This is a genomic window from Aeromonas sp. CA23 (assembly GCF_002587065.1).
Taxonomy (GTDB): domain Bacteria; phylum Pseudomonadota; class Gammaproteobacteria; order Enterobacterales; family Aeromonadaceae; genus Aeromonas; species Aeromonas bestiarum.
In genome coordinates, this window is the sequence record NZ_CP023818.1 from 1,657,906 (window position 1) to 1,672,478 (window position 14,573).

Below are 14,573 nucleotides of genomic sequence, written 5' to 3' on the forward strand. Positions count from 1 at the left end.
TGGGGGTGATTCAGGCAAGCGCATTACTGCTCGCTGCTACCGCCGCCCTGGTTGTCATCGTAACGACCGGGGGCGCCATGGGGACGCGGCGCCATGGAGACGCGCGGCTTGCGGGCGCGCTGTATGCTGACCTGGGGACGGCCGGAGTGCATGGCGATGGTGGAGATCTTGGCCTTGTAGACCAGCTGCTGGTTGCCATGGGCATCGGTCAACAGCACGCTGTACTGGTCGAAACCGCTGATGGTCCCCTCCAGCTTGATGCCGCTCACCAGGAAGATGGCGACCTGACTGCGATTCTTGCGCAACCAGTTGAGGGCAGAATCTTGCCCGTTCCCGAGGGAGAAGGCTTGCTCGATCGTGGAGTAGCTTGGGGATTCAGTTGTCATAAATTATTGTCCCGCGGAAAAAAAGTGGCGTTTGATTGTGCTAAATGGTCACTGGCTTGTCAAAGTCATTCTCGCTCCCAGCCCGGATGGTGCAACGACAGTGCTGGTCGGCAGGGGCCGCTGCTGTAATAATTGGCGGCTCTGGCCCCGTGGCGGGCCTCATGCTGGGGTTTCATCTTGCATCCGGTTTCACACCAACACCTACCCACCTATACCCATGACGCGACCGCGTGCGAAGAGTGTGACCTGCTGGTGCCGGCCACCGCGCTGGCCGTCGGGGAGACGAGCAGCTGTCCGCGTTGCGGCCATACCCTGAGCCGTCATTTGCCGGAGCAGGAGCGCAGGCCCATCGCTTACGGCTTTGCGGCCCTCATCATGTTCGTGCTCTCCAACGCCTTTACCTTCATGTCGTTCTCGGCCAAGGGGGTGGGGCAGGAGATGACGTTTCTGCAGTGCATCACCACGCTGGTGGATCAGGGCTATCTGTTTCTGGGCGCCGTGCTGAGCCTGACCCTGATCGGCCTGCCGCTGGTCTACATCGGCTCCATCATGCTGGTGCTGTGGCGGGTCGACAAGGACTTGCACAGCAATGCCCTGCGCTCCCTCGGTCGCCTGCTGTGCCGGATCAAGCCCTGGCTGATGGTGGATGTGTTCCTGATCGGGGTGCTCATCTCGCTGGTCAAGCTGATGGGGATGGCCGACATCAAGATGGGCCTGTCGTTCTGGGCCTTCGTCGGCTATACGGTGCTGCTGATCAAGATGATCTCGTCGCTGGACCGGATGTGGCTGTGGCAACGGCTGTTCGGCCCGACCGAAGCCCGCGAGCTGGATGCGGATGGCGAAGCCGCTGCCATGGCGTCCGGGCTGGTGGGCTGTCACATCTGCGGCGCCCTGAGCGAGGCGGGCGAGCACAGCTGCCCGCGCTGCGGCGGCAAGCTGCACAGCCGCAAGCCGGGCGGCCTGAACCGGACCTGGGCCCTGCTCTTCACCTCGGTGATCCTCTATGTGCCCGCCAACCTCTATCCCATCATGGACACAGTCTTCCTGGGGGACGACAGCCCTTCCACCATCTTGGGCGGCGTGGTCTTGCTGTGGGCCATGGGTTCCTACCCCATAGCCGCGGTGATCTTCATCGCCAGCGTGGTGGTGCCGCTGGTGAAAATCCTGGCGCTGCTGTGGCTTTGCTATATGGTACAGCGCGGCCACGGCGCCTCGCCCCTTGGCAAGCTCAAGCTCTATCGCATGACTGAATTCGTGGGACGCTGGTCGATGATCGACGTCTTCGTGGTGGCCATCCTGGCGGGCCTGATCCGGCTCGACAACCTGATGACCATCTACCCCGGCCCCGCGGCCGTCGCATTTGCGGGTGTGGTGCTGATTACCATGGTGGCAGCCATGAGTTTCGATTCCCGCCTGATCTGGGATTTACAACAAGGAGAACGCGAACGTGAGTGAGCGTAAGAAAAGGTGGAAACCCGGCTCTGATTTTCTGAGCTCGGCCGCCGCAATCTGGATGGTGCCACTGCTGGCGCTGTTCATCGGCATCTGGATGTTGTTCCAGCACTGGTATTCGCAAGGTCCCAGCTTCACCCTGACTGTCGCCACCGCTGAAGGCATAGTGGCGGGCAAGACGGTGATCCGCTCCCGCGAGGTGGAAGTGGGCCGCATCGAGGCGGTGGAGCTCAGCGAGGACTACAGCCATGCGGTGCTGAAGGCTCGCCTGACCAATGCCGCCGCCGGCATGCTCAAGAAAGACAGCCAGTTCTGGGTGGTCAAGCCCAGGGTCGGCCGGGAAGGGGTCTCGGGCCTCGGCACCCTGCTCTCCGGCGCCTACATCGAGCTGGCCCCCGGCAAGAAGGGCAGGCCGCTGGACGAATACGCCATGCTGGACAAGCCGCCGCTGGCCTCCCAGGACGCCAAGGGGCTGCGGCTTTCCCTGAGCAGCCGGGATACCCGGGCGCTCGGGGTGGGCTCGCCCATCAACTACCAGGGCTTCACCATAGGCCAGGTGGAGGAGGCCAAGTTCCTGCCCGAGAAGAGCGAGATGCAGTACCAGATCTTCATCAACGCCCCTTATGACGTGCTGGTGAGCGGCAACTCCCGCTTCTGGATGACCCCGGGTTTCGAGGTCTCCATGAGCAGCGAGGGGATGAAGGTGAAGATGGACTCGCTGGAGAGCCTGCTCGACGGCGGCATCACCATGGGTCTGCCCCCTGGCTGGGCACCGGGTGAGCCGGCCAAGCAGATGGACGATTTCACCCTGTTCCAGGATCAGGCCAGCGTGCTGGCCGGTAGCCTGGATCAGTTCATCGACTACGTGTTCCTGTTTGAAGACAGCGTCGGTGGTCTGCACCCCGGTGCGGCGGTGGAGTATCGCGGCATCCGGGTCGGCACCGTCATCTCGGCGCCCTATCTCATCGACGAGAAAGGGGTGCAGATATTCCAGAACCGGCAGATCCCGGTACTGGCGCGCATCGAGGTGCAGCGCCTCTCCCACCGCTACGCCAACGCGGAGAAGGAGCAGTGGCGCGCCCTGTTCGGCAAGCAGTTCAAGGAGGGGTTGCGGGCGACGCTCAAGACCTCCAGCCTGTTGACCGGGGGCAAGGTGGTGGATCTGAACTTCTATCCGGATGCCCCCAAGTATCAGGCCATCAAGCTGGCCGGTTATCAGGTATTCCCGACCGTGCAGGCCGGGCTGGACCAGATCGAGCGCAAGGTGAACCAGATCCTCGACAAGTTCGTCGACATGGACACGGCCAAGACGCTGAACCAGGTGAATCACACCCTGGTCACCCTGGACCAGACCCTCAAGAACGTCAGCGCGGTGAGCGCCAATCTGGACAAGTTTACCGGCCAGAGTGCGACCCAGCAGTTGCCGGCGTCCCTGAACGACAGCCTGAAGCAGTTGCAGAGCACGCTGCAAGAGTACGATGCCAACTCCCAGACCAATCAGGATCTGCGTCAGTCGGTACAGTCGCTCAATCAGCTGATGCGTGAGTTGCAGCCACTGGTGCATTCGCTCAACGAGCAGCCGAGTTCGTTGATCTTCGATCGCGCCCGTCCCCGTGATCCCGAGCCCAAGCGAGGCCAATGATGAAAAAACAGATGATGACGCTGGCCTTGCTGGGCCTGCTGGCGGGTTGCAGTTCGGCGCCGACGGCGCTGCACTACTACTCCCTCGATGCCGAGGCGCAGCAGCCGACCACTATGACGGCACAACCGCAGCACCAGCTGGTGCTCAAACCTGTCTCCCTGTCCGGCCAGCTGGACAGGATGAGCCTGGTCTATCAGCTGGAGGGCAGGGAGTTGCACTTCGCCGAGTACCATCGCTGGGCGGGGTCGCTCGATGCCCAGCTCGATCAGCTGACCCTGAACGGTCTCTCCAGCCGGCTGCCCGGTTGGGTGGTGCGTCAGGACGGTGCTCGCAAGGGGCCAGTGCTGACCATCTCGGTCGAGCGCTTCCAGGGGCGCCACGACGGGCGCGCCGTGCTGAGTGGCCGCTGGCGACTGCTGACGGAAGAGGGCACAGTCCTGCGCGACGTTCCCTTCCAGCAGGTGCGGGTGTTGCCGGAGGATGGCTACGGCTCCCTGGTCAGCGAACTGGGACAGGGCTGGCAACAGCTGCTCGACCAGATTGCGGCAGAGGTGCGCAAGGGCGCCTGAAACCGCCGAGAATGAAAACGGGAGGCCAGAGGCCTCCCGTTTTTTTATCCCGGCACCACAGACCCGGTGCCAAGGAGGTGGAACTTACTGCTGAACGTCGGATACCCCTTCCACCTTGACCTCGACCCGGCGATCCGGGGCCAGGCAGACGATCAGCTCACGCTTGGATTTGCTGGTGCAGCTGTCGCCGGTGACAGGGGAACCCTTGCCACGCCCTTCCACATTGACCTTGCCTGCCGGCAGGCCCTTGCCGACCAGGTAATCGGCGACTGTGTGGGCACGCTGCTCGGAGAGCTTCTGGTTGTAGGCATCCGAGCCGATGCGGTCGGTATAGCCGATCACTGTGGCGACGCCATCCTTGGGTCTGGCTTGCTCAATCTGGCCGTATAGGTTATCCAGCGCCTGTCCGCCTTCCGCTTTGAGGGTCGCCTTGTTGAAGTCAAACAGCACGTCCGAGCTCAGTGTGAACTGCTTCTCGACCACCACGGGCTCAGGCGCGGGGGCCGGAACCGGGGCTGCGACCACGGGAGCAACCTGACCGAAGCGGTAGACCACGGCGACCGCCAGCAGGCCGTTGTCGAGCTCGGCCCCCGTCTTGTCGAGCGCCTTGTCACCGAGCGGGGTTGTGTACTGGTATTCGAGGCGGGCGGCCCAGTCGCGGTTGAAGGCGTATTCGGCCCCCAGTGCGCCGACGAAGGCGGCCCCGTTGTCATTGTCGAACTGCTTGCTGTCGGTCCAGGCGTAGGCACCACCGAGGCGAGTGTAGAGATCCAGGCTGTCGCTCACCGGCAGACCTATCTTCATGGTGAGCTGGGCCAGCTGGGCCTTGATCTCGTCCTGGCTGATGTCGGTGGGCGTCAGCAGGTCGGTTGCTGTGTACTTGTATTTGCCGAGCCAGTCATAACCGAGCTCGACGCCGAGGTTCTGGTTGATCTGGTAGCCGAGGAAAGCGCCGGCGCCGACGTCGTTCTTGTCCTCTTCGCCGATGGTGAAGTTGTCCTTGATGCTCTGGTTGTGATCGACACCATAGAAGTTGGACCAACCCAGCTTGGCGCCGCCATACCAGGTGTTGTCTTGTCCGGCAGCCTGGGCGTTGGCCGCAAGCAAGCCTGAAACCAGTAAGGTAATCAGTGTTTTATTCATGTTGAGCCTCTGCAATTTCATATTGGGGGGGAGGTTTTTCTATGTCGCCTCTCCTTATGGGTCGGGGCTTATAGCACAGCCACAACAGATTAAAGGTAGTCGCTTTCCATGGGTTCTCAAGCAACTGATATAAAACATATTGTGATTATTATTGCCGCAGTTGAGCTGTGTGATTTGATCTCTGGGACGGGGCGGCAATAGTTAACCGAGGCAGGATCGCACCGGGGTGGGCATGAAAAACAAATGGATATGGCTGTGCTGGTCGCTGTGGCTGGCGCCGGTCTGGGCTGCTGACTCGCTGCAGGTGGTGACAGAAGACTATGCCCCCTACAACTATCTGGAAGAGGCCGAGATCAAGGGGCTGGGCACCGAAGTGGTGGAGGCCATGTTGGAGGAGGCGGGATTCGAGTACGACCTCGACATCTATCCTTGGGCGAGGGCCATCTCGCTGGCCCGCAGCCGCCCCAACGTGCTCATCTACAGCATCAGCCGCTTCCCCGAGCGCGAGGCGCAGTTCCAGTGGATCGGGGTGATAGCCCGCATCAACTTTCATGTGTTTGCCCTGGCCAAACGCGACGATATCAAGCCGTTCAGCCAGCTGTCACAGGCGCGGGCCTGGTCCATCGGCACAGTGCGCAACGATGCGCTGGAGCAGTATCTGATCGGTCTCAACTTCTCCAACCTGCAGCGCAACAACAGCAACGAGGCCAACATGCTCAAATTGTTGATGGGGCGCATCGATCTCTGGCCCGTGTCGCAGGAGGCGGCGAACTACTATGTGCGGCAGGCGGGCTATGGGCCAGACACCCTCAAGATAGTGCACGACATCGAAGACTTTACCGGGGGAGAGCTCTACGTGGCGGCGAGCCTGAAGACGGCGCCTGAGGTGATCAAGCGGCTGCAGGAGGCGCTGGCCACCATCCGGCAGAACGGCATCTATGACGGCATAGTGAAGCGCTATCGCTGATTGATGGTGTCGTGACGAGGCAAAAGAGGGGCCGACCGAGTGTCGGCCCCTTGTCATCAGTGGGCGAGGAACTCGTACTGGCTCTCGATGAAGGTGGCGGCGCGCTCGCTCAGGGCGGCGTGCACGACAGTGGTGGGGTGGACCTGATCCCAGAACATCTTGCCCTCACAGTTGAGGGTGCTGGCGCTGCGGCGGGCCATGGGGCTGGCGACGGCCTGTGCCAGCAGCGGGTTGCCGGCGATGGCGAGGCGCTCCTGCGGGTTGAAGGCGGAGAGCTGGCTGTCGGTGCTGGCGCTGCGGGAGGCAAACGGCTTCCATACATAGCTGCCACCATAGCAGGCGTTCTCCGTGTCGCTCAGGCCGAAGTTCTGCGGATCACGCAGCATCTCGGCAAACTGCTTGTCGATCTCGAACAGCTTCACCATGCCGGTGGGAGCCAGCTGGCGTGCCAGGTTCAGCAGCAGCTGGTTGTGGTAGGCGGAGACATGGCTGGCCGCCTCGACCACCTTCTGGCTGCGGGCCGAGGGGTTCTGGCCCAGATCCGGCAGGTTGAACAGCAGTATCTGCTTGGCGCCGTTCAATACCATGCGGTTGGCCGCATCGCTGATGGCGTCGCGCACCCGTTTGGCATCCTGCTCTGTGTTCCAGCCATAGGCCAGATAGTCGTTGGCGCCGACCCAGAGGATCACCAGATCGTCCGGCTTGAAGCTGTCTTTTTGCAGGAACTGGGTGACCTCGTAGTCCAGGTTGTTGATGACCTGATACTTGGGATTCCAGGAGATCTTGTTGTAAGCCACGGCGGTGGCACCGCCTTCCGCCTCGTTGGCTATGGTCAGGCCCGGGAACTGCTTGGTCAACTGCTCCAGCCAGACGGGCCCGTTGGAGAAGCGGCCCTCATAGTAGGGGGGGCTGGAGGGGAGGTAACCGCGCATCTTGCTGTACATCTTGCCGGTATCGGAGAGGCTGTCGCCAAACATCACGATCCGGGAGAAGGCGGGACGGCTGTCGGCTGCCTGAACTGTCAGCGCGACCAATCCCAATAAACACACAAACCATTTTTTCATCTTGTTGTTCTCGTTGCTTTGAAAGCAGGTGGTGCCTGCAGGCTTTTCCTCGATAGGCAAAGGTGCTGGGAAGCTGTTTTGCCATTTTGCAGGGTATCCAGCCGAATTAAATTTCGCAGCAGGCGGTGCTGATTAAATCGATTACGGTCACATCCCCTTCACCCAGATGGGGAGGCTTCACGTTTGTTTCACGCCCCGGCTTGCACACTGCTCCCGTACCCAATGACAGGAGCATGAAATGAACAAGGCAAGCGTAATCGGTCTGTTGACCCTGATGTCCATCTCTTCTTTCGCCATGGCGGCCTATACAGGCCCGCAGGAGCAGAACAAGGTGTCCGTCGCGCAGTTGAAGGATCTGGCCGATGACAGCTGGGCCACCCTGGAAGGGAAGCTGGTCAAGCACCTGGGCGGCGAGAACTACATGTTCCGTGACGCCAGTGGCGAGGTGGAAGTCGAAGTGGATCAGGATGTGTGGCGCGGCACCGAGGTGGGCCCGGACGATCTGATCCGCATCCGTGGCGAAGTGGACCACAGCTGGAACAAGACAGAGGTGGAGGTGGAGAGCCTGGAGAAGGTGGGCGCCGCTCCGCAGAGCAAGGGCGGGTTTGTCGCCAAGTAAGGCAGGATAGCCGCACGCCGGACGTAACAAGGGCGCCTCCATGGAGGCGCCCTTTTGCTGTTGGTCTGCTTAGCCGGTGCGGGCCAGCGTGCGCTTGAATCCCTTCTCGGCCTGGTTGACCTTGTAGAGATAGCGTCTGGCTTCCGCCTTGGGGTGCTGCTCGGTCAGGATCTGGTACACAGCCTCGGGGGAGAGCTGGTTGATCATGCCGGGCGCCGCCTTGCGGTCGCTGGAGAAGGTGTTCAGCACGCCGCCGGCACCGCCGTTGTAGGCCGAGATGACGGCATAGCGGCGGGAGAGCGGATCCTGGATGTCCACCAGATAGACGGTCTGCAACAGGTGCAGGTAGGCGGTGCCCACGTCTATGTTGTAGGCCGGATTGAACAGATCCTCCCGGGTCGGCTGGCCGTTCCTGCCCTTGACCCGCACGTAGACGTCCCGTCCGGCGGTGGCCGGGATCACCTGCATCAGGCCATAGGCGTTGGCGTGGCTGACCGCATAGGGGTTGAAGCTGCTCTCTGTCTTGATCACCGCGTAGATGAGGCTTTCGGCGACACCGTACTTGCGGGAGGCTTCCCGTATGATGCCGGCATACTTGTAACCCCGCCTGTCTTCGTGGTTGGCCACCATGGGGATGTCGACGAAGAAGATGGTGCGGATCCCCAGGGTGCGCTTCTTCATCGCCGTGCTGAGCAGGTAATCGGCGTAACGCTCGGCACGCCAGTCGAAGCGGATCGGCTGGCCCAGGTTGTCCAGCACCTGACCATAGAGGAAGGGCTCGCCACCGGGCAGAATTTCACGGTCGGAGTACAGATCCACTTCCGCCGGGTCGTCCGGGGTCAGCAGGGTCTCTATGATGGCGCGGCGCAGGTGGGCACGAGGGTCAAGCCCGGAGACGGTTTCCACCATGATGTGGCCGCTGGAGAAGTCGATGTGAGCCCGGCTCTTGTACTGATCCGTGTATTTGACGTAGTCAAATTTGCCCGCGAACAGCGCCTCACGCCCCCATATCTCGTTCACGTTATGGGAGAGCGCGCTGATCATGTGTTCGAAACCGCGAATGTCCTTGCCGTTGACCAGATCGTCATCCTCACTCCCGCTGGGCTTGGGGGAGGATGAGCAGGCAGAGAGAAACAGCAGGGTGCAAAGCAGCCAAAAAATTCGGCCCATAGGATCCTCAAACTGGGCGGCGGGGCCGCCCGTCATGCATGGCTGTGAACAGAGAGAGGTATAGCCGTCACTGGCTCACAGGTACAACTCATTGGTTCATAGGCCGGTCACTGGCTGTGAACCGGGAGCTGGATCGCCGTCGCTGGCTCACAAGTACAACTCATCGGCTCATTGGCTGGGAGGGGTATAACCGTCTATGGCCACTTCACCCGCTTCAAACAGGTAGCTCACCATCTCTTTTTCCAGCAGCTGACGATGCTCCAGGTTCATCATGTTCAGCTTCTTCTCGTTGATCAGCATCACCTGCTTCTTCTGCCATTCGGTCCAGGCTTCCTTGCTGATGTTGTCAAAAATCCGCTTGCCGAGTTCACCGGGATAGAGTTGGAAATCCAGGCCCGGGCCCTCTTTTTTCAGGCGTTGGCAAAATACAGTACGGCTCATGTTGACCTCTATGGTTGTAAGTCCGGGTAGGCGAGCAGGCGGGCCGTGGCGGCCGCCAGACCCACCTCTGCAGGATGGCGTAAGTTATACCAGAGTCGGTTATCCGCTTCCATGAGCTGGGGGGCCGGTGGCGCATCGATTTCAATCAGGAAAGGCTGAATATCGAGATGGAAGTGGCTGAATGTATGCCGAAATCCGCTCAGTTCCCGATAATCATGGCCGCTCAGTCCGAGTCGCTGCATCAGCCCCTCGACCTCCGTCAGCGACTCCACCTGCGGGAAGCAGTAGAGCCCGCCCCAGATCCCCTGTGGCGGCCGCTTCTCCAGCAACAGCTGGTCGCCGTGACGAATGAGCAGCATGATGCCGGCGCGGGCCGGAATGCTCTTCTTGGGCTTGCTGTTGGGGTAGGCGGTGGGCTTGCCCTGCGACAGCCCCTGGCAATCGGCCTGCACCGGGCAGCGCTCGCAGGCGGGTTTGCTGCGGGTGCAGACGGTGGCTCCCATGTCCATCATGGCCTGGTTGTAGTGGGCCACGCCGAGCTTGGGCGTGAGGCGGATGGCGAGCTCCCACAGATCGTTCTCCACCTGTTTCTGGCCGGGCCAGCCCGGCAGTGCCAGCCAGCGGGTGAGCACCCGCTTCACGTTGCCGTCCAGAATGGCGTGGGGCTGGCCAAGGGAGAGGGAGAGCACGGCGCCCGCGGTGGAGCGGCCTATGCCAGGCAGGGCCATCACCTCTTCCAGCCGCTCCGGGAACAGGCCGCCGTGCAGTTCGCAGATCTGCTGGGCCGCCTTGTGCAGGTTGCGGGCGCGGGCGTAATAGCCGAGCCCGGTCCAGTGGTGCAGCACCTCATCTATGGGGGCCTGTGCCAGGGCCTGCACGTCGGGGAAGCGGGTCATGAAGCGTTGATAATACGGGATCACGGTGGCGACCTGAGTCTGCTGCAGCATGATCTCGGAGACCCAGACCCGATAGGGCGTCTTGTCCTGCTGCCAGGGTAGGGTCTTGCGGCCGTGGATCTGGTACCAGTCCAGGATCCTGGTGGCGAAGGTGGTGTTGTCTGAATTGCTCACATGGCTCTCATGTTATTGATTAAAAAGGGGAGCTCTCAGGCTCCCTCTTGAAATGGACGCCGGCTCAGCGGGGCTGAGCCGGCGTTGTGGTCGTGACGGGATCAGCCGCGCCAGTCCTGCAGCGCCTTGAGACTGACGTTCTGGCCCGCCACCTGCAGGATGATGTAATCCTGGGCGATGGCGATCAGGGTAACGCCGGGGGCGACCTCGCTGCCCTCACGAAACTCACGGCCGTTCAGCATCACGGCCCGCTTGGCCGGGTTGGACGAGAAGACGTGGGAGCCGTAGGCCAGGGGCGGCACCCGCTGCTTCAGCTCCAGCGGCAGAGCGCTGATCGGCATGGCCTGAGACTCGCTCTGGGCCTGGGGCGCCGTCTCCTCCATCAGCGGCGTGCTGTTGAGTGCATTCATGATGCGCTCGGCCAGCCCCTGGCTGCTGTTGGTGGCAGGGGCACTGTCATTGGGGGTGACTCTGGGGCGCACCACGGGTTCCGGCAGCGGCGGGGGCAGCGGGCGGGTGATCATGGGTCTGGGTTCGACCCGCACGAACGGCGGCGTGACCACCTCTTTCACCTCCACCGTCTTCTCGATGGGGCGGTTGTTGAGCAGGTGCCAGCCATAGTTGGCGCCGGCCCCCATCAGCAGGGCAAGCGGGGCCAGCAGCCACCAGATCCAGCGCCGGTTCTGCTCCTCTTCTTGGGTGACGGGCAGCCCCATCGCCGGAATATGCGGGGTAAACTGGGGCTGTTCGGCCCGGCGCAGTGCCTTGAGCAGGGTAGACATCAGGAAGCCTCCTCCGACAATGTGACCATGGGCTCATCGTTCATGGTATCCGGCGTGGCCGGTGTACTGGCGCGTTGGGACTCATCTTCCAGCTTCGGCATAGGTTCACCGGCCATCACGTTGAGGCGCAACAGGGTATTGCTGCCGGCGATGCCGTCCGGGTTCAGCCCCTGCTCGCGCTGGAACTGCTGCAACTTGTTCTTGAGCTCGGCGTCGAAGCGACGCACCTTGCGATCCGGCTGTTGCAGGGCACGGCTGAGGGCGTTGTCCAGCCACTGCACCTGGGTCGCCCCGGCATTGTTGCCGATCAGGGCGACGCCGCCCTTGGGCATGCGCCACAGCAGGGTGTAGCTGCCGCCCCAGAAGTCGGACAGCCATTGCCTGTCCACCTGCCAGCTCTGATTGCCAATGAGCAGGTTGGCCTTGTCCGGCCCGAGATTCACCAAAGTTGCGTAATAGATGCCGCCCGTCTCGTCGGTCAGGCTGATGAGGGCCGGGTGCTGCAGGGCCTGCAGCTCCGCCAGCGAAGCGTCACCCTCCTGGCAGCGCAAGCCGGCGCGCGGTGCGTTGTCGCAGGTCGCCTCCTCCAGATCTGTCTGGTAGCCCCACACCTTGTAGAGATTCTGCATGGCGCTATCCGGCTCCAGCGCCTGATTGATGGCGCGGGTCAGCTGCTCCTGCTGCTCCGGGGTGTCGTCCACCTTGACCGGCACCTCCACCTTGATCACGGGGCGCTCGGGGAAGAAGCCGAAGAACTGCCAGCCCCACCAGCCGGTGGCGACCAGCAAGGCCCCCGCCAGGGCGACCATGAGGCCGGACTGCCAGGTGCCTTCGTCGCGAATGCCGCTCACCTCATAGGCCGCCAGGCTGATGTCGCCGTGAACTATCTTGTGGCTGCCACGGGCGAAGGCGGCGATCAGGGCGCGATCGCAGATGAGGTTGATGAGGCGGGGAATGCCGCCGGAGAGGCGGTGCAGGGTCTGGAGCGCCTTGGGGGTAAAAATGGGCTGGACGCAACCCGCGACCTGCAGCCGGAAGCGCACATAGGCATCCACGTCCTGATGCGAAAGCGGCAGCAGGTGATAACGGGCCGTGATGCGCTGGGCCAGCTGGCGCAGCAGGGGCTGGCGCAGCATCTGTTGCAGCTCGGGCTGACCGATGAGCACCACTTGCAGCAGTTTCTTCTCATCGGTTTCCAGGTTGGTGAGCAGGCGCAGTTGCTCCAGCACACCGGGCAGCAGATGCTGGGCTTCATCCACCAGCACCACGCTGCGCTTGCCTGCCGCCAGGTTGGCAAGCAGGTGGTCGCGAATGAGATCGAACAGCAGCTTGAGACCGGCATCCTTGTCGTACGGCAGCTGGAACTCGTCGCAGATGGCCGCCAGCAGGTCACGCTCGGTCAGGGATGGATTGAGGATGTAGGCGATCTCGGTCTCGGCCGGCAACTGCTGCAACAGGCAGCGGGAGACGGTGGTTTTGCCGGTTCCCACTTCCCCGGTCAGCAACACGAAGCCTCCCCCATCCTGCAACCCGTAGTTGAGGTGGGCGAGGGCCTCCCCGTGACGTTCACTCATATAGAGGTATTTGGGGTTGGGCGAGATGGAGAACGGGGGCTCCGACAGACCGAAGAACTGTGTGTACATAAGGATCCATTCCATTGTTATGGGCGGCAGGTTAAAGCCTCCCCACCGGGATGTCAAAGACCCGGATGCCATAAGGGGGGCTGGCGCGTCTGGCGACCAAAACCGCTGTTTTTATCGAATGTGGCCTGGTTGTGGTGGGGGTAGGTCAGAGTGGCTGTCGGGCCAAACCGGCCGGGCGATCACGGCTGCCTGATCGCAGGGGAGTGGCGGCGCCATCGTGCCCGTCAGGCAAAACCGGTATAATCGAGGCAGGTTTATCAAGGGAGACAGAGATTGCAGACTTATCTGGTTGGGGGCGCGGTGCGGGATCGCCTGCTGGGATTGCCGCAAGGGGATCGAGATCACCTGGTGGTGGGGGCGACCGTGGAGCAGATGCTGGCGCTGGGGTTCACCCAGGTGGGCCGCGACTTTCCCGTGTTTCTCCATCCCAAGACCCAGCAGGAGTACGCACTGGCCCGCACCGAACGCAAGCAGGGCCGTGGTTACACCGGGTTTGTCTGCCACGCCTCCCCCGAGGTGACGCTGGAGCAGGATCTGCTGCGCAGGGATCTCACCGTCAATGCCATCGCCGAGGATGAAGAGGGTCGGCTGCACGATCCCTACGGCGGCATTCAGGATCTGGAACGACGGGTGCTGCGCCATGTCTCCCCGGCCTTTGCCGAGGATCCGCTGCGCATTCTGCGGGTTGCCCGCTTCGCCGCCCGTTTCCACGCCCAGGGCTTCGTGGTGGCCCCCGAGACGCTGGCGCTGATGCGCGAGATGACCGACGCCGGCGAGCTGGCCCACCTGACCCCGGAGCGGGTCTGGAAGGAGCTGGAGAAGGTGCTGCTGGGAGAGACTCCCCAGATCTTCTTCGAGGTGCTGCGCGAATGTGGCGCCCTCAAGGCGCTGTTCCCGGAGCTGGATGCCCTGTTCGGTGTGCCGGCACCCGCCAAGTGGCACCCGGAGATCGACACCGGCATCCACACTCTCATGGTGCTGGGGCAGGCGTGTCGTCTTTCCCCCGAGCTGGCGGTGCGCTTCGCCGCCCTGTGCCACGACTTTGGCAAGGGACTGACTCCGCCCGCCTTCTGGCCGAGCCACCACGGTCACGGCCAGAAGGGACTGCCGCTGATCCGCGACTTCTGCGAGCGTTTTCGGGTGCCGAACGACTGCCGCGATCTGGCCCTGCTGGTGAGCGATCTGCACACTCATATCCACATCGCCTTCGAACTCAAGCCCGCGACCCTGCTCAAGGTGTTCGACAAGGCGGATGCCTGGCGCAGACCCGAGCGTTTCGCCCAGCTGCTGGACGCCTGCCGTGCCGATTTCCACGGCCGTACCGGCTTCGAGGAGCGGGTCTATGCCGAGCCCGATTATGTGGCCCAGGCGCTCGGCGCAGCCCAGGCTGTGCCCGTGAAGGATATAGTGGCAGCCGGTTTCAAGGGCGAAGCCATTCGCGAGCAGCTTGCCAAGCGCCGGCTCGATGCCATCAGCCGGGTGCGGGACGAGTGGACCTTCATCGAGGAGTAGGCACGGCTTCTGCCAGCTGTCCGCCATGAAAAAGCCCGGGTCACTGACCCGGGCTTTTTGCTGTGGTGTGTTCCAAGAGGCGCAGGCTGGGGCTATCGGCCGAGGATGTCGCT

At 62.5% G+C, this 14,573-nt stretch carries 14 protein-coding genes; 6 read left to right on the forward strand and 8 right to left on the reverse strand.

From position 1 onward, the window contains the following. Positions 1-23: 23 nt before the first annotated feature. On the reverse strand, positions 24-386 hold the full coding sequence (gene hfq, locus CK910_RS07780) for an RNA chaperone Hfq (protein WP_011707507.1): 363 nt from the start codon (positions 384-386) through the stop codon (positions 24-26). Positions 387-563: 177 nt separating this feature from the next. On the opposite strand from hfq, the gene CK910_RS07785 reads away from it, so the two are divergent. From CK910_RS07785 to CK910_RS07795, 3 genes are read left to right on the forward strand one after another with little or no spacing between them, the layout of a single operon-like run. After that, positions 564-1,841, forward strand: coding sequence for a paraquat-inducible protein A (locus tag CK910_RS07785; RefSeq protein ID WP_043137196.1), 1,278 nt, complete (start codon positions 564-566; stop codon positions 1,839-1,841). Continuing rightward, positions 1,834-3,480, forward strand: a complete 1,647-nt coding sequence (pqiB, locus tag CK910_RS07790; protein WP_016352115.1) for an intermembrane transport protein PqiB — start codon at positions 1,834-1,836, stop codon at positions 3,478-3,480. The genes CK910_RS07785 and pqiB overlap by 8 nt, the downstream gene beginning before the upstream one ends. Further along, the gene (locus CK910_RS07795; protein WP_098985029.1) at positions 3,480-4,049 is read left to right on the forward strand and encodes a PqiC family protein; all 570 of its coding nucleotides are present in this window, start codon (positions 3,480-3,482) and stop codon (positions 4,047-4,049) included. Before pqiB ends, CK910_RS07795 begins: the two co-directional genes overlap by 1 nt. An 84-nt stretch (positions 4,050-4,133) precedes the next feature. On the opposite strand, the gene ompA is transcribed toward CK910_RS07795, so the two are convergent. Then, positions 4,134-5,192: a porin OmpA gene (gene ompA, locus CK910_RS07800; RefSeq protein ID WP_098985030.1), complete on the reverse strand. Its 1,059-nt coding sequence runs from the start codon at positions 5,190-5,192 to the stop codon at positions 4,134-4,136. A 232-nt stretch (positions 5,193-5,424) separates the two neighbouring features. Between ompA and CK910_RS07805 the strand changes: the two genes are divergently transcribed. Next, on the forward strand, positions 5,425-6,159 hold the full coding sequence (locus CK910_RS07805) for a substrate-binding periplasmic protein (protein ID WP_043137191.1): 735 nt from the start codon (positions 5,425-5,427) through the stop codon (positions 6,157-6,159). A gap of 56 nt (positions 6,160-6,215) precedes the next feature. Here the strand turns inward: CK910_RS07805 and CK910_RS07810 are convergent, their stop codons facing one another. Beyond that, positions 6,216-7,223, reverse strand: a complete 1,008-nt coding sequence (locus tag CK910_RS07810; RefSeq protein WP_043137347.1) for an SGNH/GDSL hydrolase family protein — start codon at positions 7,221-7,223, stop codon at positions 6,216-6,218. Between the two features lie 238 nt (positions 7,224-7,461). Here CK910_RS07810 and CK910_RS07815 point away from each other — a divergent pair, with 238 nt between their 5' ends. Beyond that, positions 7,462-7,842 (forward strand): YgiW/YdeI family stress tolerance OB fold protein, encoded by a 381-nt coding sequence (locus CK910_RS07815; protein WP_043137188.1) that lies wholly within the window; start codon positions 7,462-7,464, stop codon positions 7,840-7,842. A 69-nt stretch (positions 7,843-7,911) separates the two neighbouring features. Here CK910_RS07815 and mltC read toward each other — a convergent pair whose 3' ends face one another. The 5 genes from mltC to CK910_RS07840 form a co-directional block, all read right to left on the reverse strand. Further along, positions 7,912-9,012 (reverse strand): membrane-bound lytic murein transglycosylase MltC, encoded by a 1,101-nt coding sequence (gene mltC, locus CK910_RS07820; RefSeq protein ID WP_043137185.1) that lies wholly within the window; start codon positions 9,010-9,012, stop codon positions 7,912-7,914. A gap of 168 nt (positions 9,013-9,180) precedes the next feature. After that, positions 9,181-9,453, reverse strand: coding sequence for an oxidative damage protection protein (locus CK910_RS07825; protein WP_005313967.1), 273 nt, complete (start codon positions 9,451-9,453; stop codon positions 9,181-9,183). Positions 9,454-9,461: 8 nt separating this feature from the next. Beyond that, positions 9,462-10,523, reverse strand: coding sequence for an A/G-specific adenine glycosylase (gene mutY / locus CK910_RS07830; RefSeq protein ID WP_098982029.1), 1,062 nt, complete (start codon positions 10,521-10,523; stop codon positions 9,462-9,464). Between the two features lie 101 nt (positions 10,524-10,624). After that, the gene (gene exeB, locus CK910_RS07835) at positions 10,625-11,305 is read right to left on the reverse strand and encodes a GspB family T2SS assembly factor variant ExeB (RefSeq protein ID WP_098982031.1); all 681 of its coding nucleotides are present in this window, start codon (positions 11,303-11,305) and stop codon (positions 10,625-10,627) included. Next, on the reverse strand, positions 11,305-12,948 hold the full coding sequence (locus CK910_RS07840) for an ExeA family protein (RefSeq protein ID WP_172955267.1): 1,644 nt from the start codon (positions 12,946-12,948) through the stop codon (positions 11,305-11,307). The genes exeB and CK910_RS07840 overlap by 1 nt, the downstream gene beginning before the upstream one ends. Positions 12,949-13,221: 273 nt before the next feature. On the opposite strand from CK910_RS07840, the gene CK910_RS07845 reads away from it, so the two are divergent. Next, complete coding sequence (locus tag CK910_RS07845; protein ID WP_098982033.1) at positions 13,222-14,460, forward strand: multifunctional CCA addition/repair protein; 1,239 nt, start codon at positions 13,222-13,224, stop codon at positions 14,458-14,460. The last annotated feature ends 113 nt before the right edge of the window (positions 14,461-14,573 follow it).

Coding starts and splice junctions, on each gene's coding strand:
- hfq (WP_011707507.1), bottom strand. CDS start 386: ATGACAACTGAATCCCCAAGCTACTCCACGATCGAGCAAGCCTTCTCC.
- CK910_RS07795 (WP_098985029.1), top strand. CDS start 3,480: ATGAAAAAACAGATGATGACGCTGGCCTTGCTGGGCCTGCTGGCGGGT.
- ompA (WP_098985030.1), bottom strand. CDS start 5,192: ATGAATAAAACACTGATTACCTTACTGGTTTCAGGCTTGCTTGCGGCC.
- CK910_RS07805 (WP_043137191.1), top strand. CDS start 5,425: ATGAAAAACAAATGGATATGGCTGTGCTGGTCGCTGTGGCTGGCGCCG.
- CK910_RS07810 (WP_043137347.1), bottom strand. CDS start 7,223: ATGAAAAAATGGTTTGTGTGTTTATTGGGATTGGTCGCGCTGACAGTT.
- CK910_RS07815 (WP_043137188.1), top strand. CDS start 7,462: ATGAACAAGGCAAGCGTAATCGGTCTGTTGACCCTGATGTCCATCTCT.
- mltC (WP_043137185.1), bottom strand. CDS start 9,012: ATGGGCCGAATTTTTTGGCTGCTTTGCACCCTGCTGTTTCTCTCTGCC.
- CK910_RS07825 (WP_005313967.1), bottom strand. CDS start 9,453: ATGAGCCGTACTGTATTTTGCCAACGCCTGAAAAAAGAGGGCCCGGGC.
- exeB (WP_098982031.1), bottom strand. CDS start 11,305: ATGTCTACCCTGCTCAAGGCACTGCGCCGGGCCGAACAGCCCCAGTTT.
- CK910_RS07840 (WP_172955267.1), bottom strand. CDS start 12,948: ATGTACACACAGTTCTTCGGTCTGTCGGAGCCCCCGTTCTCCATCTCG.